The following is a 21,333-nucleotide window of genomic DNA, read 5'->3' as shown; positions in this document are numbered from 1 at the left end:
CACGAAGGAGTCGGCGCGATGAGGACCGAGAACCTGTATCTCGCCGGGATCGGCAGCCATCTGCCGCCCCTGTACCCGGCCGAGCGCGCGGTCGAGGAAGGCCTGTACGACGAGGAGGCCAGGCAGGCCTCCGGCATGCGTTCCGCGGCCGTCAGCGAGTCGACACCCGCGCCCGACATGGCGATCGACGCGGCCAGGGCCGCACTGTCCGCATCCGGCCACGGGCCCGACGACATCGGCATCCTGCTGCACAGCTACACCCACCACCAGGGTCCCGACGGCTGGTCGGCGGTGCACTACATCCTCAACAACACCGTCGACCGCCCGGTGCCCGCCGTGGAGATCAAGCAGGGCTGCCTCGGCATGCTCGCCTCCGTGGAAGTGGCAGCCAACCGGCTCATCGCCAACCCCACCCATGACGCCGCCCTGATCACCACGGGCGACAACTACTCAACTCCGGGTGTGGAGCGCTGGCGTGCCTCCGGTCTCTTCGTGCTCGCCGACGCCGGCTCCGCCGTGGTGCTCTCGCGGCGCGGCGGCTTCGCCGAGCTGCTCGCGGTCGGTTCGCTGTCCGACTCCTCGATGGAGATCCTCCACCGGGCGGGCGAGGAGCTCTTCCCGCCGGGTGTCACCCGGGGCCGCGGCCTGAACTTCGGCGAGCGGGCCCAGAAGGTCCGTGAGCAGTGGGCCGCCGGCCAGGCCCCGCCGATCAAGAACTTCGGCGACAAGGTCGCCGAGATCGCCGAGCGCACGCTCAAGGAGGCGGACCTGACCTTCGATCAGGTCGCCAGGGTCTGCCACGTCGGCTTCGGCCGGCAGGCGCTGGAGGCCATGTTCCTGCTGCCGCTCGACGTCGACGAGGACAAGGCCCTGTGGGAGTACGTCAACACCATCGGGCACACGGGCGCTGCCGACCTGTTCCTGGGTCTTGAGCACGTCTGGCGCACCGGCCAGGTGGGACCCGGTGACCACGTCCTGCTGATCGGCGCGAGCACCGGCATGGAGGCGGGCGCCGCCGTCGTACGCATCACCGAGTCCGCACCCGAAGCCGAGTAGGAGTTCGAAGATGCTTGCCGGATGCACTCCTTGGCCGTCCGATGTCGCGCAGCGCTACCGCGAGCAGGGCATCTGGCGCGGTGAGACGCTCGGCGCGCTGCTGCGGGGCGCCGCGCGCCGGTACGGCTCCGCCACCGCGCTGGTGCACGGCGGCCGGCGGATCAGCTACGTCGAACTCGACCAGTGGGCCGACCGGCTGGCCGCAGGGTTCGCCGCGCACGGGGTGCGCGAGAACGACCGGCTCGTGGTGCAGCTGCCCAACGTCCCGGAGTTCGTGGCGATCGCCTTCGCCCTGATGCGTATCGGCGCGAAGCTGGTCTTCTCGCTGCCCGCGCACCGCTCGACGGAGATCTCCCACCTGGTGGAGCTCAGCGGGGCCACCGGTTACGTACTGCCCGAGACGCACCGCGGGTTCGACCACCGCGAGACGGCGCTGGAGATCCAGGCCGGAGCCCCCGAGCTGCGCACGCTGTTCGTGCTCGGCGAGAAGAGCGAGGGCTTCGTCTCGGTGTCCGAGCTGGAGCTCGCCACCGCCGAGCCCGAGTCCAAGTCCGAGTCCGGGCCGCTGCCCGAGCCCGACCCGGCCGATGTGGCGTTCTTCCTGCTCTCGGGCGGGACGACCGCCCTGCCCAAACTGATCCCGCGCACCCACGACGACTACGTCTACCAGTCCCGGCGCGCAGCCCAGGTGTGCGAGCTGACCAGCGATGACACCTATCTCGCCGTGCTGCCGGTCGAGTTCAACTTCGCCTACGGCTGCCCCGGAGTGATCGGCACCTTCCACACCGGCGGAACCGTCGTCCTGGCCGACACCCCCAACCCCCTGGACTGCTTCCCGCTGATCGAGCAGCACAGCGTCACCGTCACCTCGATGGTCCCCTCGATCATGCAGCTGTGGCTGGAGGCCGCCGAGTGGAGCGAGGACGACCTGAGCAGCCTGCGTCTTGTGCAGGTCGGTGGGGCACGGATGACGCGCGAGTTCACCGAGCGCATCGCGCCGACGCTCGGCTGCTCGCTCCAGCAGGTGTTCGGCATGGCCGAGGGTCTGCTGACCTTCAGCAGGCCGGACGACCCGGCCGAGTCGGTGCTCACCACCCAGGGCAAGCCGATCTCGGACGCCGACGAGCTGCGCATCGTCGACGAGGACGGCAACGTGCTGCCCGCCGGCTGTATCGGCGAGCTGATCACCCGCGGCCCGTACACCCTGCGGGGCTACTACGGGGTGCCCGAGTACAACAAGCGCGCCTTCACCGAGGACGGCTTCTACCGCACCGGTGACCTCGCCCGGCTCACCGAGGACGGTGACCTGGTGATCGAGGGCCGTATCAAGGACATGATCATCCGCGGTGGCGACAAGATCTCCGCGGGCGAGGTCGAGGACCATCTGCTGGCGCTGCCGTCGATCGCCCAGGCCGCCGTGATCGGCGTGCCCGACGAGTTCCTCGGCGAGCGGATCTGCGCGTATCTCGTCCCGGACGGCGAGCAGTTGGCGCTGGCCGAGCTCAAGAAGGCCATTCACTCCCGCGGCGTCGCGGACTACAAGCTGCCCGACGTGGTGCGTTACGTGCTCGAGCTCCCCCTGACGCCGCTGGGCAAAGTCGACAAGAAGGCGCTGGCCGTCATGGCCGCGTCCGAGCAGGAAGGCTGACGTGGACAACACTGCGACCCCAACTGAGCTCGATCTGCGCGCAACGGTCGCGCCGCTGCTGGGCCTTGAGCCCGAGGCGATCGAGCCGGACGCCAACCTGGTGGTTCTCGGCCTCAGTTCGCTGGAGATCATGCGGCTGGTCAGCCGCTGGCGCAAGAACAAGATCCCGGTCCAGTTCGACGAGCTGGTCGCCGCTCCCACGCTGAACGGCTGGCTCGCGCACTTCGCCTCCATCACCATGCCCGTTTCGACCGAGCCCGGGGTGGCGTGATGAGCGTCCAGTTGATCACCGGCGGAACCGTCTACACGGCGGACTCCGAGGAGAGTGTGCACGCCCGCGGCGCGGTGCTGATCGTGGACGGCACGATCGCCGCTGTCGGCAGCGCGGCCGAGGTCGAGGAGGCGGCCGCCGCCCTCGACCCGGCGCAGAAGGCCGCGATGAAGAGGACCGACGCCGGCCGCATGATGGTGCTGCCCGGCTTCGTCAACGCGCACTGGCACGAGATGTTCGCCATGCGCTTCCCGATGCGCGGCGCCCTGCGGCCGGTCTCCGACCGTGAGGACCAGGTCGCGTTCATGGGCGGCGGCGGCAACATGCACGAGATCTCCGCCACCTTCGACCGCTTCGACGACCTGATCGACGGCATGACGCCGGACGAGGCTCAGGCCATCGCCGAGTACTCGATGTGGACCCAGCTGCGCGGCGGGGTGACCACGCTCGGCGACATGGGCTCGCTCAACCGCCCGCACTCGATGGTCGCCGCGGCGCAGCGCCTGGGCATCCGGTTCTCGGCGAGCACCTGGGCGAGCGACGCGATCTGCCCGCCCGACCGGGGCACGTATCTGCGCACCAGGGACGCCGACGGCGTTCTCGCGAACTTCGAGTCGCTGCTGCAACTCGTCGGCAAGGACACCTCGGGCCGTATCAGGTGCCGTCCGAGCATCGCCTACGTCACGAACATGACCGACGAGCTGGCGCGCGGCATGGCCGACCTGGTCGCCGCGCACGATCTCGGGTTCGCGACGCACGTCGGCGCGCTGCGCAACGAGGTCGAGCTGATGCGCACCTACTACGGCGAGACGGGTGTGCGCCGGCTTGCCGAACTCGGTCTCGTGGACGAGCGGTTGATGGCAGGGCACTGTGCGTTCCTCGACGAGCAGGAGCAGAAGCTCCTGCTTCAGGCCCGCGCCCACATCAGCCACTCCCCCGGCAAGTACGGGCCGTCCGGCGAGTCGTCGCTGACCGAGACCGGCGTCGTCCCGGCGCTGCGCAGGGCGGGCCTGGACGTGTCGCTGTCGACGGACGGCTCGTCGATGCCGAACGCGGGGATCGCCGAGACGATGCGCGCGGCCTGGCAGATGTACAACGAGATGAGCGCCGACCAGACCGAGGTGCTGCCCAGCGACGCGCTGGCGATGGGCACCCGGATCGCGGCGAAGGGGCTGCGCTGGGACGACGCGGTGGGCAGCCTGGAGGTCGGCAAGCAGGCCGACCTGGTGCTCGTACGGGCCGACGACTGGCGCTATCTGCTCAACCCCCGGCCGCTGGAGAGCTTCCTGTGGCTGGCCGGTTCGGCCGATGTGGACACCGTGATCGTCGGCGGCCGCACGCTGCTGTCCGGCGGCAAGGGCGTCGAGGTCGACGAGGCGGGCCTGCAGGAGCGCTATCTCGAAGCGCTCGGCGCCTTCACGACGCGCACCCTGCGGGTGCCCTCAGAGGTGGTCGGGCGCATACTCGGCCAGGTGACACGGTGACCGGCGGCCTGTCCGGCGTCGCCGTCGTCACCGGGGCTGCCGGCGGGATCGGTGCCGAGATCGCCAGGTCCCTGGTGGCCGCCGAGACACCGGTCGCACTGCTCGACCGCGACGTACTGGCGCTGTGGGAGCTGGCGGCCGAGCTGGACTCGACCGGCGTACGCGTCCTCGCGGTGGCCACCGACGTCACCGACAGCGGCGACGTGGACAGCGCGGTGGCCAAGGTCGAGGTCGAACTCGGACCGATCGAGTACCTCGTCAACGCCGCCGGGGTACTGCGCAGCGGGCAGGCCGCCCAGCTCACCGACGAGGAGTGGGACACCACCTTCGCCGTCAACGCGGGCGGGGTCTTCCACATGAGCCGCGCGGTGGCCCGCGTGATGGTGCCGCGCGGCAGCGGCTCGATCGTCACGGTCGCGTCGAATGCCGCGGCCACCCCGCGGATGTCGATGTCCGCGTACGCGGCGTCCAAGGCCGCGTCGGCGATGTTCACCAAATGCCTCGGCCTGGAACTGGCCGCGCACGGCATCCGCTGCAACGTGGTCGCCCCGGGCTCGACCAGGACCCCGATGCTGACCGCGCTGCAGGGCGACGCCGCCGAGCGCGCGTCGATCGAGGGTGTGCCCGACGCCTACCGGGTCGGCATCCCCCTGCGGCGTATCGCCGAGCCGTCCCACATCGCCGACGCCGTGCTCTTCCTGCTCTCGGAGCGGGCCTCCCACATCACCATGCACGACCTGACCGTGGACGGCGGCGCCGCGCTCGGAGCCTGACCGACCGATGAGAAGAGGACACGACCAGTGGCGATTGCGCCGATCGACTCCTATCCGATGCCGCGGCCCGTCGACCTACCGGCCAACACCGCAACATGGACCGTCGACACCCGCAGGGCCGTGCTGCTCGTGCACGACATGCAGCACTATTTCCTCGCCCCGTTCGCCGGCGGCAGGCAGCCGCTGACCGATCTGATCGCCCACACCAGCGCTCTGCGCGACAGCTGCGAGGAGCACGGCGTCCCGGTGTTCTACACGGCTCAGCCGGGCGGAATGACACCCGAAGAGCGCGGTCTGCTCCAGGACTTCTGGGGACCGGGCATGTCGGCCGCGCCCGAGGACAGAGGTATTCCCGACGCCGTCGCGCCCGGTGAGCGGGACACCGTACTCACCAAGTGGCGGGCCAGTGCCTTCCACAACACCGGGCTGCTCGAGCTGATGTCCGCGCAGGGCCGCGACCAGCTGATCATCTGCGGGATCTACGCGCATGTCGGCATCCTGCTCACCGCCTGCGACGCCTTCGCCCACAACATCCAGCCCTTCGTGGTGGCCGACGCGATCGCCGACTTCACGCCCGAGTTCCACCGGATGGCGCTGCAGTACGCGGCGACCCGCTGCGCCATGACCCTTCCGACCGCGACGGTGCTCCAGGCGCTCGCGACGGTGACCACCGCGTCCGTAGGAGACTCATGATGACCCGCCTCGACGAACTGGCCGGGGGCGGAAGGCCGTTCGCGGTGCTGCACCGTCCCGAGAGCGGCCGGGAGCAGATGGTCGACCTGCTGCTCGGCGAGTTCACCGAGGTCGCGGGCACCGCCGAGCTGCCGGTCCCCGACCTCGGCGAGCCCGACACGCACGAGACGCTCGTCCTGCTGCCGTACCGGGTGATCGGCGAGCGCGGCTACGACCACCACGACGACGGCGAGCCCGTACTGGCGATGCCCGTCGAGGAGCAGTCGCTGCTGCCGGTGGACGAGGTGCTCGACCTGGTGCTGCGCTGGCCGATCGAGATGGGCGAGGGCACCTTCGACCTGGACGACGAGGAGTACGGCGATCTGGTGCGCCGGGTGCTCGCCGAGGAGATCGGCCATGGCGCGGGCGCCAACTTCGTGCTCAAGCGCACCTTCCTCACCGAGATACCCAACTGGTCGGTGCGTACCGCGCTGGCGTTCTGGGGCCGGCTGCTGCGCGCCGAGCCCGGTGCGTACTGGACGTTCCTGATCCACACCGGGGAGCGCACCTTCATCGGTGCCAGCCCCGAGCGCCATGTCAGCCTCGACGACGGCGTCGCCGTGATGAACCCGATCAGCGGCACCTACCGCTACCCGGCCGGCGGCCCGAGCCCGGACGGCGTGCTGGACTTCCTCGCCGACAGCAAGGAGACCAACGAGCTGTACATGGTGCTCGACGAGGAACTGAAGATGATGAGCCGGGTCTGCGACGACGTGCGCGTGGTCGGTCCTCAGCTCAAGGAGATGGCGCACCTCGCCCACACCGAGTACCGCATCGTCGGGCACAGCAGTCGTGACGTACGGGAGATCCTGCACGAGACCCTGCTCGCGCCCACGGTCACCGGCAGCCCGGTGCAGAGCGCCTGCGAGGTGATCGCCAAGTTCGAACCGGCCGGGCGCGGTTACTACTCCGGCGTCGCCGCCCTCATCGGGCGGGACGCCTCGAACCGGCGGCGCATGGACTCCGCGATCATGATCAGGACGGCGGACGTCGACCTGAAGGGACGGATGCGGATCGGCGTCGGCGCGACGCTGGTGCGCGACTCCGATCCCGTGAAGGAGGCCGCGGAGACCGCGGCGAAGGCGGCCGGGCTGCTCGACGCCCTCGGCCGCGTCGCCGAACACGCCCGCCCCGCGGGCCTCGACGGACATCCACTGATCAGAGCCGCACTCACCGACCGCAACAGAGCACTCTCGGACTTCTGGCTCGCACCCGCCGTGCCCCGGATCGCCACCCGCGGCAAGCTGCTGATCATCGACGCCGAGGACAACTTCACCGCGATGGGCGCGCTGCAGCTACGGGCGCTCGGCTTCGAGGTGACGGTGCGCCGTTTCGACGAGCCCTACCGGCTGACCGGCTACGACCTCGTCGTACTCGGTCCGGGTCCCGGTGATCCGCGCGACGAGAACCACCCCAAGATCGCGTATCTGCGGGCGGTGACCCGCAGCCTGCTCAACCTTCGCGTGCCGTTCGTATCGGTGTGCCTGAGCCACCAGATCCTCAGCGGACTGCTCGGCCTGCCGCTGCACAAGCTGGACTTCCCGAACCAGGGCGTGCGGCGCACGATCGATCTCTTCGGCAGCCCGGAACCGGTCTACTTCTACAACGCGTTCACCGCACGCTCCGGCAGCGAACTGCTGGAGAGCCCCCTGTGCCGGGACTACGTGGAAGTCTCGCGCGATCCCGTCACGGGTGAGGTGCACGGCCTGCGCGGTCCCGGCTTCACCTCCGTGCAGTTCCACCCCGAGTCGGTGATGACCCGTCACGGATCGGCAATCCTCGACAGCCTGGTCACCGGTGCTCTCGCGCCGGTGCCTCACAGAGTGGAGCTCACGGCGTGACCCCCATGGTCGACGTCCCTTCCGCACGCGCCGGGCAGACCTGGCGGTCGCTGCCGGCCAAGCAGCAGCCCCAGTGGCCGGACCCCGCCGCGCTCGACGCCGCGGTCGACAGCCTCACCGGCAGCCTTCCCCTGGTCGTTCCGCGCGAGTGCGACCTCCTCAAGAAGCGGCTCGCAGCCGTCGCCCAGGGCGAGGCCTTCCTCGTCCAGGGCGGCGACTGCGCCGAATCCCTCGACGCGGTCAACGCCACGTCGATCAGCCGCAGCGCGAGCACCCTGCAGCAACTGGCCACGGTCTTCGGACACATGATGTCCCTGCCGGTGGTCACGGTGGGGCGCATGGCCGGGCAGTACGCCAAGCCGCGCTCGGCGACGACCGAGACCCGCGACGGCATCGAGCTGCCCGCGTACCGGGGCGACGCCGTGAACGGCTTCGCCTTCGCCACCGCGGCCCGTACCCCCGACCCGCATCGCATGGTGCGCGTCTACAACGCCTCCGCCGCGACGCTGAATCTGGTCAGAGCCTTCGGCACGGGCGAGTCGGCCAGTGCCGGCCAAGCCCTGGAGAACATCAAGAAGTTCGCCGTGGACTCGCCCGACCGGGCCCGCCACGAGAAGCTCATCGCCGAGATCGAGGAGGCCGGAGGCTTCACCGGAACCGACGGCTGGCACACGCCCGGCGAGCTGTTCATGTCGCACGAAGGACTGCTCCTCGACTACGAAGCGGCGCTGACCCGGGCCGACTCCGACACCGGCAGGGCGTACGCCACCTCCGGGCATCTGCTCTGGATCGGCGAGCGCACCCGGCAGCTCGACGGCGCACACGTGGAGTACTTCTCCGGTATCAGCAACCCGATCGCCGTCAAGATCGGGCCGACCGTCGACCAGGACGAACTGCTGCGTCTGATCGACCGGCTCGACCCGAGGCGCGAGCCGGGCAGGCTCACGCTCGTCGCCAGAATGGGCGCCGGAAAGGTACGGGCCGTACTGCCCGGCCTGGTCGAGCGGGTCACGGCCGAGGGGCTGCCCGTCGCGTGGGTGTCCGATCCCATGCACGGCAACACGATCAGCGCGCCGTGCGGGCGCAAGACCCGCAGGTTCGACGACATCCTCGACGAACTGTCCGGGTTCTTCGAGGTGGTCGCCGGACTCGGCGCCCATCCCGGCGGCGTACACCTGGAGCTGACCGGTGACGACGTGGCCGAATGCGTCGGCGGCGGTGCGGGACCCGGGTTCGACGATCTGCCCGGTGGCTACCGCTCGGTCTGCGACCCCCGGCTGAACCGGGAGCAGTCGCTCGACCTCGCGTTCCGGCTCGCCGACCTCGTCCGTGCCCGGACGTTCGGGTGACCGGTAGCGCCGATGTCAGCACCGTGGCGGAGCAGGTTTCCGCCGCGGGGCTGACGCATGTCTGGCTGCTGCCCGAGCAATCCGTGGACTCCTTCGCCGCGGATCTCGGGGGCATCCGGCTCCTCACCGAGGACGAACGAGCCCGCATGGACCGGCTGTTGACGGCACCGCTGCGGCGGCGCTTCCTCGCCCGGCGGCTGCTGTGCCGGTACGCGCTCAGCGACCGCACCGGCCGCCCGCTCGACCACTGGCGCTTTCGGGCCGGCCCGCACGGGCGGCCCGAGGCCGAACCGGACGACGACGGCATGCGGTTCAGCCTCTCCCACACCGAGGGGCTCATCGTCTGCGCCGTCACCCAGGGGCGCCTCTGCGGCGCCGACGTGGAGCGGCTTCCCGCCACCTGCGAAACCACCGACTACGTGAGCCGCTACTTCGCCGCCGACGAGCGCGCGGAGCTGGCCGCCCTCACCCCCGCCGGGCGGATCGCCCGCGGCAGCGAGCTGTGGGTGCTCAAAGAGGCGTACCTCAAAGCTCTCGGCACCGGTCTGCACCGGAGTCTCGACGGATTCTCCTTCGCCGTGCAACCCGCGGGCAGGCCGGGACGTATCAGTGTCAACGACCCCGAGCGGCGCGAGAGCGGCGACGGCTGGTCGTTCGAGCTGCTCCACCCCGGCCCCGAGCACATCCTCGCCATCGCCGTCGAGGGAACGCACTCCGGTGCGCTGCAACGGACCGACTTATCCGGCATATAGCGCGCTGACAGCGCAGAGATTGGACCTTCCCATGAACCGAGAACTGCACATGAGTGTTGCCCTCTTCCCCGGGCAGGGCGCCTACCGGCCGGGGACCCTCGCGGGACTCTGGGAGCGGGGCGACGACACCGTACGCGACACCTACGAAGAGGTCGACGCGGTCGCGAAGGAAAAACTCGGCCGCAATGTGTCCTCGACCGTCTTCCGGCCCTCGCCGCCGAGCCCGGCCACCCTGCTGGCATCCGCCCCGGACACCCTGCAGCTGGCCGTCTTCACCACCTCCGTCGCCACCCACCGCCTGCTCGCCGAGCGCGGCGCGCGGGCCTCGGTGCACCTCGGACACAGCCTGGGCGAGCTGGCAGCGCTGACCTGCGCGGGCGCGTACGACCTGGCGGACGCGGCGGCCGTGCTCTGCGAGCGGATCTCCGTGCTGCGCGAGCACGACACCAGCGGCGGCGCGATGCTCGCGCTCGGCTGCGGGAGTGAGCGGGCCGAGCGCGTGGTCGCGCTGATCGACCACCCCGAACTGGTCCTCGCCGTCGACAACAGCGCCGGCCAGGCCGTCATATCCGGCCCGGCGGACGCCATCGCCACGGCCGCGGGGATCGCCGCGCAGCTCGGCATCACGTCCACTCAGCTGCGCTCCCCGCACCCCTTCCACAACCCGCTGCTCGCCGAGGCACGGCGTCAGCTCGTCGCCCGTATCGCACCGCTGCGGACCCGGCCGCTCACCGTCCCGGTGTACTCGCCGATCCTGGGCCGCTTCTACCGCGACGGGGACGACCTCGCCGAGCTGCTGGCGCTGCACCTGGTGACGCCCGTCGACTTCCGTACGTCGGTGGCCGCGCTGCATGCCGCCGGTGCGCGGGAGTTCGTGGAGATCGGCGCGGGGCGGGTGCTGACCGCGCTGGTCGCGGAGGCGCTGCCCGGGGTGCACGCGGTGGCACCGCTGGCGGGCCGCGACGACGAGGCGGGCCTGGCGTCGGCGGCGGAGGCGCTGCGGGACCCGCTGGGCGGGGACGCGGTTCCTGCGGCGGCGGTTCAGACTGCCGTTCCGGCTCCGGCTGCGGCTGCGGTTTCTGCTGCGGATCCGGCGCAGAGCGCTGCGGTTGAGGTGGACCGCGATGAACTGACTGCCCAGGTACGGGCGTTGTACGCCGAGGCCATGGAGTACCCCGACGAGGTCTTCACCGATGACGTGCTCCTTGAGGCGGACCTCGGGATCGACTCGGTCAAGCAGACCGAGCTGCTGAGCAGGCTCGGCGACCGCTTCGGGCTCGGCGTCCCGCCGGCCGGACTGCGGGTGGCCGACTACGACACCTTCGGCAAGGTCGTCGACTTCGTCGCCGCCGGGATCGCCCCGTGAACCCGCACCACCCCACGGCAGGTGGGGACTTGGAGTTCTCCGGGCGGATCGCACTGGTCACCGGCGGCGCGGGAAGTGTGGGCCGGGTGATCGTCGAGCGGCTCGCCGAGCGCGGCGCCACGGTCCTGCTCAACTGCTTCCACTCGTACGACTCCGCCAAGGAACAGGCCCGCGGCCTGGTCGAACGCGGCCTGGACGTCCGGGTGGTGCGCGCTTCGGTGGCCCGCCCGGCTCAGGTCGAGCGGATGTTCGCGGAAATCGGCGAGGAGCACGGCCGCCTCGACATTCTGGTCAACAACGCGGCGGCGGGGTCGTTCGTCCCCTTCGACGAGATCACCGAGGAACTCCTCGACCGCACCTACGCCACGAACGTCAAGGGCCCCCTGTGGTGCGCCCGCTACGCCCGCCCCTTGCTCGCCGCGGCGCGGGGGCGCGGTGGCTCGGTGGTCAACGTCTCCTCGCTGGGCGCGGTCACCACACCGGCGAACTACCTGCCGGTCGGGGTGTCGAAGGCGGCCCTGGAGGCACTGACCCGCTATCTCGCGGCGGAACTCGCCGAGGACCTGATCCGGGTGAACGCCGCGTCGTGCGGCCTGATCGACAACCCGGTCGGCCAGATGTTCCCGGACTTCGCGGGCGTGAGCGCGAACACGGTCGCGGCCACACCGCTGTCCCGCCTGGGCCGCCCGGAGGACCTGGCCGAGGTCGTCCTGTTCCTGGCCTCGGAACGCTCGGGCTGGGTCACGGGCCAGACGGTCCTCGCGGACGGCGGCCTGACACTGCTCAGGTCGGCGATGTCGCCACCGCGGGAGGTGGCGGCTGCCCTCGACGTGGCTGAGCCCCAGGCCGGGCTCGCGGCCGACGCCCGGGACGACGTCGTGGCCGAGCCTCGGATCGAGACCCGGGCCGACCTCGTGGCCCAGGCGCCGACCGAGCCCCTGCCGGGCGAAGTGGCACAGCCCCAGGCCGGGTTCGTGGCCGGGACCCGCCTGGGTTCTGAGGCCCGGACTCCGACCGGCGCCCCGCCGGGAGCAGGGGCGGAGCCCCGGGCCGGTGCCCGGGCGGGCAGTGCGGCCGACCCCGTGGCCGGGCCCCGGCACGGCGCCGCGGCCGACAGTCCGGTCGGGACCCGGACCGGCCGTGCGGCCGACACTCCGGCCGAGGGCACGATCAAGACCCGGGCCGACCTCGTGGGCCGCGCATCCGGCGAGGCCTGGGCCGAGGCCGTGGCGGATGCCGTCGTCGAGACCGAGGCCGCGCCCGCCGATGTGCCCGAGCCCGCCGAGTCGGGCGCGCCCGAGGACGACCCCATCGCCGTCGTCGGCATGGGCATGGCCGTCCCCGGCGCCTCCTCCCCCGAGGAGTTCTGGCGGCTTCTCATCGACGGGGCCGAGCTCTTCGTCGACGCTCCCGCCGACCGCTGGGACATCGCACGCTTCCACGCCGCCGACCGCGGCGCCCCCGACAAGACGTACCAGCGCCGCTCCGGCTTCATCACCGACTTCCGGCCGCACGAGAAGCTGCGTGCGGAGGGCCTGGCCGAGGCCGGACTCGATCAGACCGCGCTCTGGCTGCGGCACAGCCTTCACCAGGCGCTCGACGGCGTACGACGCAACGCGCAGGACCGGTTCTCCTTCTGCGTCGGCTACACCCCCGACGGCAGCCAGCACTTGGAGGAGGCCTTCGTCCTGCGCTCCTCGCTGGAGACCCTCGCCGAGGACGGCGACGACGCCGTCGACGGACCGATCGGCGACGCGCTGCGGCGCCGGTTCAGCCGCGGCGACGACCCGTCGGCCTCGTATCTGCCCCACCGCATCGGCCAGGACGCGATGGCGGGCATCCTGCCGCCCGCCACCAGGGTGCACATGGTGGACACCGCCTGCTCGTCCTCGCTCTACGCGATGGATCTCGGGGTGCGCGATCTGCTGTCCGGACGCAGTGACATCGCCGTGTGCGGCGGCTCGTTCGCACTGGCGCCCAGCGGCTCGATCCTGTTCGCCAAGCTCAACGGACTCTCCGCGGGCGGTGCCGTACGCGCCCTGGACGCCGGTGCGGACGGTGCGCTGTTCTCCGACGGTGCGGGGCTCGTCGTACTCAAGCGGCTCTCGCGCGCCCGCGCGGACGGCGACCAGGTGCTCGGCATCGTCTCGGCGATCGGGCTGTCGGCCGACGGCCGCGGCAAGGCGATCTACGCTCCCGCCCGTGCCGGTCAGGAGCTCGCCATCGAGCGGGCCTTCGACCGCAGCGGGCTGGGCCCGGACGACGTGGACTGGATCGTCGCGCATGCCACCGGCACCCCGGCGGGGGACGAGGCGGAGTTCACGAGCCTCGGCCAGCGGTACGCCGGTGACCGGGGGACCCTGGTGACCTCCAACAAGTCGCTGGTGGGGCACTGCGGTTGGGCCGCCGGCGTGGTCTCGGTCATCCACACCCTGCTCGCCCTGCGGCATGGCACGATCCCGGCGCAGTATCGCTTCGAGCGGCTGCCGGACGCTCTGGCCGGCGAGGCGGACGGGCTCACGGTGCCGGAACAGCCGGTGCCCTGGCCCGCCAGTGCGGCGCGTCCCCGGCGCGCCGCGGTCTCCGGCTTCGGTTTCGGCGGCACCAACGCCCACATGATCATCTCCGAGGACCACCGGGGAAGCCGGTCCGGCCATCCCGCCGCGCTGCCCGCCCCGGTCGGCGAGGACCTGGTGCTGGTCGGCTGGTCCTCGCACCAGCCCGGCAGCCCTGACGCGAACGCGGTCGCCGCATGGGCGGCCGGCCGGGGCGAGGACCCCGAGCCCTCGTTCGGGACGGCCTATCCGGTGCCGCCGTTCCAGCAGTTGCGCATGCCGCCGCCCACCGCGCGCGCCACGGACCGTACGCAGCTGATGATGGTGCGCTGCATGCAGGAACTGGACGAAGCAGTACGCCAGTTGTGCCTGGACCACCACAAGACCACCGGTGTCGTGGTCGGGCACACCGGCGCCACCCGTAATGCCCTCCTCTACAAGACCCGTGCCTATCTCGACGAGATCGGCCATGCGGTGGCGGGTGCGGACGAGCGGGCCACGACGGCGAAGTTCCTTCAGCGGCTCGAAGAGCGGGCCACCGGCCTGATCGCCGCGCCGACCGAGGACTCGTTCCCGGGCGAGATGCCCAATGTCATCGCCGCCCGGCTGTCGAACTACTTCGACCTCCGCGGCCTCAACATCACGGTCGACGCGGGCGAGGCCTCGCTCATCGAGGCGTTCGACGTGGCGGGTTCCTACCTCGACTTCAGTGAGATCGATGTCGCCCTGGTGGCCGGGGTCAACGGAACGGCGCTGCCCGGCTGGAACGACACGGCGGGACGGAACGCCACGGAAGGCGCCTTCCTGTTCGTGGTGACCCGCAGGTCGCTCGCCGAAGAGGCCGGTCTGCCCGTGCTGGCCGTCATGGAAAGGAGCGTGGGAGTGTGAGTGCCCCGCGTCAGGGTTCCACCACCCTGCTGGGCGCCGAGGGCGCCCGTGAACTGATCGCGTTCCTCACTGCCCCCGCGCCGTCGAGGACGGCGGTGATCGAACGCGCCGTTCAGGAAGGCGGCCCGGTCCACCGGCTGCGGCTGCGCCACCCGGAGGCTGCTCCGGCGGACGGGGCGAAGGAAGCCGAGGCGAAGGAAACCGCCGCCCCGGCCCGCCCCGCCGAGCCGCACCTCCTCGACCGGCACGTCCTGCGGCTGGCGCCCGCGCCCCGTCCGGCTCGCGCCGAGGGGCCGCCGCCGCTCTTCCCGCCCGGCACCGCCGTCCTGACCAACCTCGACGCCTCACAACTGCCCGGCGACAGCACGGTTCTCCAGGACGACGACACCATCGAGGCCGACGTCCTTCGTGCCCGCCCGCGCCATGTCCGAGTGCTGGTCGACCTGTCCGCGGAGGATAAGGACACCGGCCCCTCTGAGCGGCTGCTGCGCCTGCACGAGGGCCTTTTCCGTACCGCCAAGGCCTGCACCGAACTCCCCGAGCGGCCCGAGTCGTTCGTCGTGCTCGTCCTCGGCGGCATCGACGCCGCGCGGGTCCCGCACCCGTGCAGCGGCCTGTTCACCGGCTTCGCGAAGAGCCTCGCGCTCGAATGGCCGGACTCGTCCGTCGTCGCCGTCGTCCACGAGGCCACCGTCCTCGCGTCGGCCGAGGCGGACACCGCGGCCGTGGCCGTGGCCGAACAGCTGCTGCCCGTCGTCTCCTTCGCGGGCGGCACCCGGCTGCTCTGGCAGGCGGCGCCGGAGCCGGGCGAGAGCGGGCCCCAGCGGTCCAGCACCGCGGAGTACACGGTCGTCGCGGCCGGCGGCGGACGCGGCATCGGCGCCGAGCTCCTCGTCGCGCTGGCCCGCCGCGAGCGCCCCCGCCTCCATGTCATCGGCTCCACGCACCTCGACACGGTGACCGAGGCGGACGCCCTGCTGACCCGCAAGGACTTCATCCGCACCCGTACGACCGCGACCGGCGCCGGCCGGCTCACCGTGCGGGAGGCGAACGCCGCCTTCGACCGGCTGTCCGCCGCCCGCGAGGTCAAGGCCAATCTGACGGCCCTGGAGGAGATCTGCGGCCCGGGCAGGGTCACGTACCACGCCTGCGACCTGCGGGATCGTGCCGCCGTTGACGCGGTCGTCGGACAGATCACCGACGCGCGGGGCGGCGGCCGCGTCGACCTGCTGCTCAATATCGCCGGGACCAACCGGGCCGCGTCGGTGGACCAGAAGAGCCTCGGGGACTTCCGTACGGTCCGCGACCTGAAGGTGCGGACATACGCCAATCTCAAGGCGGCCTTCGGCAGCGGGCAGCCGCGCCGCTGGTGCAACTTCGGTTCCTTCGTCGGCTTCACCGGACAGACCGGCGAGACCGACTACGGCGCGGCGAACGACTACTTCAACACCGCGGCCCTGTACAGCAGTTCTCGCGGTGCACGGGAGTTCACGATCGGCTGGACGCTGTGGCGGGACGTCGGCCTCGGTGCCACACCGATCATGCGGACGTTCCTCGCGAAGAGCGCGCAGTTCACCGCGATGCCCACGGCCGAGGGGATCGACCACTTCCTGCACGAGCTGGACCAGGCCGCGCACACGCCGGTCACGGTCCTGTTCGGAGATCCGGAACGCGCCGCGATCGAGGCGGCCGTCCCCGGATATCTGGACTTCTGCCGCACACCACCGACGCCTCCCGCACCGATCGCGCCGACGCCCGCCCTGCCGGACTTCTTCGTCGACGACATCGTCGACCGCGGCCCCGACCGGCTCACCGTCGTCCGCACGTTCAACCAGGACCGGGACGCCTACCTCCGCGAGCATGTGGTCAACGGTTTCCCGACCCTGCCCGGCACCTTCGTGCCCGAACTCGCCGCACAGGCCGCCATGCACCTCGTACCCGGCCGGGTCCCGGTCGTCTTCGAGGACGTCCGGCTCGACTCCTTCCTGCGCGTCTACAAGCCGGGCCGCGACGAGACCAAACGCATCAAGGCCCACCTCGTCAGCCATGGACCGCAGGAGTCGGTCGTCGACATCGAGGTGACCGGTGACGTGCTGGCCCCGGGCGGGCGGCTGCTCGTGAAGGACCGCCGCCACTTCTCCGCCCGCGTACGGCTGCGCGACGAGCACGTCGCACCACCACGCTGGGACCACTGGGACGACCAGGGCGCCGAGCGCATGGCCGACCCGTACCACGTGCCCAATCCGGCTGTGCTGCTCAGCGGTGTCTTCGTCTCCACCGCCGACACCCGTATGCATCCCAACGGCCGGCGCGCCCGCTACGTACCCGACTGGCCCGGCATCGAGCGGTGGTTCTCCTCCCTCGTCGTCCCGTCGGTCCTCCTGGACGGCCTGGCCCGTGTCTCGGTCCTGGACCGCAGCGAGGGCGACTGGACCCCGCTGGCCGTGCCGCGCACGATCCGCCGTATCGATCTGTACGGCGGCCACACCGACGCCTCGCTCGCCGCGGCGGGCACCGGGGTCGAGCTCTACTCCCTGCCCTCCCGTCTCGATCTCGAGAGCGCGGAGGACAACCGTGCCCTCGCGGTCACCGCGGCCGGGGACGTCGTACTGCAGATCAAGGACATGACCGGCGTCGTACTCGGCCATGTGAACCAGTCGACCGGCGAGTACCGCGAGCGCCGGCGCCCCGCCGAGGAGGCAGCAGCATGACCGAGGAAAACGTGATCAAGGGCGTCTGCCCGGTGACCGGTGCCGGGCCCAAACAGGTCGAGGGGCCGACGGGCTTCCCGATGTCCTCGCCCATCATCTCCACCGTGCGGTACGCCGCCGATCCGCCGGGCTTCTCGCTGCGGGCCCAGAAGGACCACGGCACCGTCGTCAAGATCCCGATCCTGCCGCACAATCCGACGGTCCAGCTCTCCTCGCCCGAGGCGATCCGGCGAGTCCTGCAGGGCAATGCCGACAACTACTCGCGCGGCGCCTACTACGAGGCGTTCGAGCTGTTCATGGGACGGGGTCTGCTCACCCTGGACGACGGCGACTGGCGCGGCCACCGCAAGGTCGTCAACCCCGCCTTCACGCCGAACGCGATCGCCGCGCGCGCGGCCGAGTCCGACGCGGCCGTCGCCGATCTGCTCGACCGCTGGGCCGAACACGCCAGGGCGGGCCGCTCGTTCGACCTGTTCACCGAGTCGATGAAGCTGACCTGCCGGGTGATGGGACATGCCCTGGTCGGCAAGGATCTGTCCCATGACGGCGGCGAGTTCGCCGAGGCGGTGTCCGTCGCGCTGGAGGCGATCTTCAAGAACGTCGGTTCGGTGGACAAGGCGATCCCCTCGTTCATCCCGACCCCCTACCGCCGCAAGGTGGCCAGGGCCCGGCGCACGCTGGAGCGCGTCATCGCCGAGGCCGCCCGGAACGTAGACCTCGGTGTGGGCGGCGAAGTGGCCACCCTCATCCGGGAGTCGGACCTGCCCGAAGACGCCCTGTGGGCCGACCTGGTGACCCTCTTCCTCGCGGGTGTCGAGACCACGGCGCTGTCCCTGTCCTGGACGCTGTACGAAGTCGCCCGGGACCCTGCGACCCGTGATCGCCTCGAGGAGGAGACGGACCGCGTGCTGAGCGGCCGGATGCCCACGACGAAGGACCTGGCCGAACTCCCGTACGCCGGCATGGTCGTGGACGAAGGACTGCGGATGCACCCGCCGGTCTGGCAGTTCACGCGCGAGGCGATCGAGGACGACGTGCTCGCCGACCACCACATTCCGGCGGGCACGCCCCTGCTCGTGTCCGTGTACGGCGCCCACTACAACCCCGAGCAGTGGGAGGACCCCGAGCGCTTCGACCCGGAGAGGTTCCGGCCGGGCAGCGCGCCCAGCCAGGACCGTTCGGCCTATCTGCCCTTCGGCGGCGGCCGCCGCCAGTGCATCGGCAAGAAGATGGGGCTCGCGCTGCTCCAGCAGGCGGTCGCCGCGGCATCCGGCCGGTTCCGGCTCACGCTCGCGCGCGAGGACGCCCGCTCCGGCGCGTTCATCACGCTCTTCCCCAAGGGCGGCATCCATGTCACGGCCGAGGAGCGGCACCGATGACGACCACTGATCTGCCGGCCGCCGATGCGTGGCCGGCGATCCGCCCGCACCTGTCCTCCTTCGACCCGGACGCCTTCGTCCGGCCGGTCGACCGGTTCGTCTGGGAGCCCGTCCACGTCCCGCACACCGGGCCGCGGGAGGCCCGCCCGCTCGCCGGACGCAGGCTGCTGCTCGTCGGTGAGTCGGCGGACCTGGTCGGCGCCGTTGCCCGGGAGCTGGGCGAGCGCGGCGCGCTGGTCGTACGCTCCGATCCCGATACGCCGCTGAGCGCGGGCGGATGGGACGGCATCGTCGACCTCAATGTCATGGGCGAGAGATACGAACTGGGCGACACCACCTGGCGCTCTGCGCTCGCCCGCACCACCGAAGCCGTCCGCAGCGCCTATCAGCAGTGGGCCGCCGAGCCGCGCTTCGGCCGCCATGTCTATCTCGCCGTGACCCATCTCGGCGGGCACGCGGGGCACGGCGAGGGACAGGTGCCGCAGCCGCTGGGCGGCATCTGGGCCGGTCTCGCCAAGTGCCTGCCGCGCGAACTGCCCGCCGCCGGGATCGTGGTAGTGGACCTGGACCGTGCGGAGCCCGCGGCGATCGCCGACGCGGTGGAGCGTGAGTACGTACGCCCCGGCCACTTCGAGGTCGGCTACCGCGACGGCCGCCGCCATGTGCTGGTCGGGCGTCCCGCACCTCTCGGACCGCCCGGCGCGCGGCCGCCGGGCCCGGACGACACGGTCCTGATCACCGGCGGCGCGCGCGGGGTCGGCTTCGCGGCGGCCCGCGCGTTCGCCGAGTCGTTCGGCTGCCGCGTCGTCGTCACGGGCCGGGGGGTACGTCCCGCGGCGGGCGAGGTGAGCTCCCTGGACGACGAGGAGTTCGCGGCCTGGCGCCGTCGGCGGCTCTCCGGTGCCCGTACCCCGCAGGACCTCGCCGCGGCCCGGGGCGAGATCCGCCGAGCGGACGAGGACCGCACCGTCCACCGCAACCTCACGGGGGCCGCGGCGGACGGGCTGCGCATCGACTATCTGCGCTGCGACTGCACCGACATGGAGCAGGTCGAGCGGGCCTTCGCCGCACTGGGCGACGGCCCGCAGTTCGTCGTCCACAACGCCGGGATCGACGATCCGGCCCGTTTTGACCGCAAATCCGCGGACGGTGTGGTGCGTACGGTCGACGTCAAGGTCACCGGCTTCGCGAACCTGGTCGCCGCGATCCTGGCCCGGCCCGAACGCCGCGATGCGCTGCGCCTGTTGAGCAATGTCGGATCGCTCGCGGGCCGCATGGGCGGGATGGTCGGCCAGATCGACTACGCGGCGGGCAACGAGGCCCTGGCCCGGCTCGGCTTCTGGGCGCGCGACAACCTCGGCCTGCCGGTGCAGACCCTGTGCTGGCCGACCTGGGAACGGCTCGGCGTGATCGCGAACTACTCCGCCGCCGTCCGCTACGTCTCCACGCTCGACCCGGTGGAGGGCGCACGCCGCTGGACCGAGGAGCTCGCCTCCGGTCACACCGACGAGGCCGTGTTCCTGGGCAGGATCGGCGCGGTACTCGCCCCCGGCCAGCTCCGCGGCTTCGGGATGCTCACCGGCCACCCGGATCTGCCCCGGCTCCACGCCCTGGACCATCATCTCGGTGAGGTCGAGGAGTACGAGATCTTCCGCTCGCTGCGCACCACCCTGCGCCTGAACGCCGGGCAGCATCCCTGCCTGTCGGACGTACACGTCGGCGCGGCCCCCGCCGTCCCCGTCAGCGTCGTGCTGGAGCACGCGGTGGCAGCGGGCGACTGGGTGGTGCCGGAGGGCTGGCCCCTGCTGCATCTGCGCGAGTTGCGCGAGCTGAAGGTCCGGCTCGACGGACTGCGGTTCGCCGGCGGCCGTCTCGATCTGCACCGCGAGGCGCGCGGCGGTTATGCCGAGGGCGAGTGGTGCGTCGATGTGACCATTCGCGACCGGGAAGGCGCGGACATCGCGTCGGTGACGCTCGTCTACGGTGCCGAGCCCGCCGGGCGGATGCCGGTGCCGGACGAGGAGGACGGCGGCAACTGGCCGACGGCGCAGGCAGGTTGGCTGAGCTGGGCCGGTGTGGTCTTCCCGGAAGGGGAGGCAGGCCGGGGGCGGCGGCTCGACGTCACGCCCGTACTGCCCGCCGATCTGTGGACGGTCCCCTTCCCGCCCGACCCGACCGTCGCGCCCGCGGCGGTCGAGGCCATCGTCCGCGAGACGGACCGCCACACGGCACGAGACGCGGCCGGGACGCTGACGATCCGCCGACTGGTTCTCAGCCCGGGCGCGCAGCATGTCGAGCGCCTGTATGCGACGGACGGTCTGCGGCGATGGACGGGGACGCGGGAGGGAGTTGGCGTGCTTCTCGCGGAGGGCGTCGGCCTGACGGTGTGAGGCCGGGGCGCCTGCGGCGGGCTTGTTCCCCACCCCGCCCTCCCCCAGACTCCGTCCGGGGGGACCCCCAACCTCCAGCTCCTCAAACGCCGGAGGGGCTGAATTATTCAGCCCGTCCGGCGTTTGAGGACATGCGGC

Annotated in this window: 14 protein-coding genes; all 14 read left to right on the top strand. The window is 71.5% G+C overall.

Features of this window, described 5'->3' with window-relative positions; translation table 11 throughout:
• The first annotated feature begins 18 nt into the window (after window positions 1-18).
• Genes OHA61_RS27630 through OHA61_RS27565 form a run of 14 tightly spaced genes read left to right on the top strand, consistent with a single transcriptional unit; the run spans window position 19 to window position 21,195 of the window.
• Complete coding sequence (locus OHA61_RS27630) at window positions 19-1,056, top strand: ketoacyl-ACP synthase III family protein (RefSeq protein WP_406305292.1); 1,038 nt, start codon at window positions 19-21, stop codon at window positions 1,054-1,056.
• 10 nt (window positions 1,057-1,066) lie between these two features.
• Window positions 1,067-2,704: a (2,3-dihydroxybenzoyl)adenylate synthase gene (locus OHA61_RS27625; protein WP_406305291.1), complete on the top strand. Its 1,638-nt coding sequence runs from the start codon at window positions 1,067-1,069 to the stop codon at window positions 2,702-2,704.
• 1 nt (window position 2,705) lies between these two features.
• Window positions 2,706-2,975, top strand: coding sequence for a phosphopantetheine-binding protein (locus OHA61_RS27620; protein WP_406305290.1), 270 nt, complete (start codon window positions 2,706-2,708; stop codon window positions 2,973-2,975).
• A complete protein-coding gene (locus tag OHA61_RS27615; RefSeq protein ID WP_406305289.1) occupies window positions 2,975-4,459 on the top strand; it encodes an amidohydrolase family protein in 1,485 nt (494 codons plus the stop codon). Before OHA61_RS27620 ends, OHA61_RS27615 begins: the two co-directional genes overlap by 1 nt.
• Window positions 4,456-5,232 (top strand): 2,3-dihydro-2,3-dihydroxybenzoate dehydrogenase, encoded by a 777-nt coding sequence (locus OHA61_RS27610; RefSeq protein WP_266476892.1) that lies wholly within the window; start codon window positions 4,456-4,458, stop codon window positions 5,230-5,232. The genes OHA61_RS27615 and OHA61_RS27610 overlap by 4 nt, the downstream gene beginning before the upstream one ends.
• 27 nt (window positions 5,233-5,259) lie before the next feature.
• Window positions 5,260-5,925 (top strand): isochorismatase family protein, encoded by a 666-nt coding sequence (locus OHA61_RS27605; protein ID WP_406305288.1) that lies wholly within the window; start codon window positions 5,260-5,262, stop codon window positions 5,923-5,925.
• Window positions 5,922-7,805, top strand: a complete 1,884-nt coding sequence (locus OHA61_RS27600) for an anthranilate synthase family protein (RefSeq protein ID WP_406305287.1) — start codon at window positions 5,922-5,924, stop codon at window positions 7,803-7,805. The genes OHA61_RS27605 and OHA61_RS27600 overlap by 4 nt, the downstream gene beginning before the upstream one ends.
• A 5-nt stretch (window positions 7,806-7,810) precedes the next feature.
• Entirely contained in the window at window positions 7,811-9,154 is a 1,344-nt protein-coding gene (locus OHA61_RS27595) for a 3-deoxy-7-phosphoheptulonate synthase class II (RefSeq protein ID WP_406307483.1), read from the top strand.
• Window positions 9,151-9,906, top strand: coding sequence for a 4'-phosphopantetheinyl transferase family protein (locus OHA61_RS27590; RefSeq protein ID WP_406305286.1), 756 nt, complete (start codon window positions 9,151-9,153; stop codon window positions 9,904-9,906). Before OHA61_RS27595 ends, OHA61_RS27590 begins: the two co-directional genes overlap by 4 nt.
• 49 nt (window positions 9,907-9,955) lie before the next feature.
• Window positions 9,956-11,272, top strand: a complete 1,317-nt coding sequence (locus tag OHA61_RS27585) for an acyltransferase domain-containing protein (RefSeq protein WP_406305285.1) — start codon at window positions 9,956-9,958, stop codon at window positions 11,270-11,272.
• Complete coding sequence (locus OHA61_RS27580) at window positions 11,269-14,715, top strand: SDR family oxidoreductase (protein WP_406305284.1); 3,447 nt, start codon at window positions 11,269-11,271, stop codon at window positions 14,713-14,715. The genes OHA61_RS27585 and OHA61_RS27580 overlap by 4 nt, the downstream gene beginning before the upstream one ends.
• Window positions 14,712-17,426 (top strand): KR domain-containing protein, encoded by a 2,715-nt coding sequence (locus OHA61_RS27575; RefSeq protein WP_406305283.1) that lies wholly within the window; start codon window positions 14,712-14,714, stop codon window positions 17,424-17,426. Before OHA61_RS27580 ends, OHA61_RS27575 begins: the two co-directional genes overlap by 4 nt.
• Entirely contained in the window at window positions 17,423-18,805 is a 1,383-nt protein-coding gene (locus OHA61_RS27570; RefSeq protein WP_406305282.1) for a cytochrome P450, read from the top strand. The genes OHA61_RS27575 and OHA61_RS27570 overlap by 4 nt, the downstream gene beginning before the upstream one ends.
• Window positions 18,802-21,195, top strand: a complete 2,394-nt coding sequence (locus tag OHA61_RS27565) for an SDR family NAD(P)-dependent oxidoreductase (RefSeq protein ID WP_406305281.1) — start codon at window positions 18,802-18,804, stop codon at window positions 21,193-21,195. Before OHA61_RS27570 ends, OHA61_RS27565 begins: the two co-directional genes overlap by 4 nt.
• Window positions 21,196-21,333: the final 138 nt, after the last annotated feature.

This window comes from Streptomyces sp. NBC_00885 (genome assembly GCF_045207475.1).
Taxonomy (GTDB): Bacteria; Actinomycetota; Actinomycetes; order Streptomycetales; family Streptomycetaceae; genus Streptomyces.
Note: the sequence above shows the minus strand (reverse complement) of the source record. Positions and strands in the feature narration are given on the sequence as shown.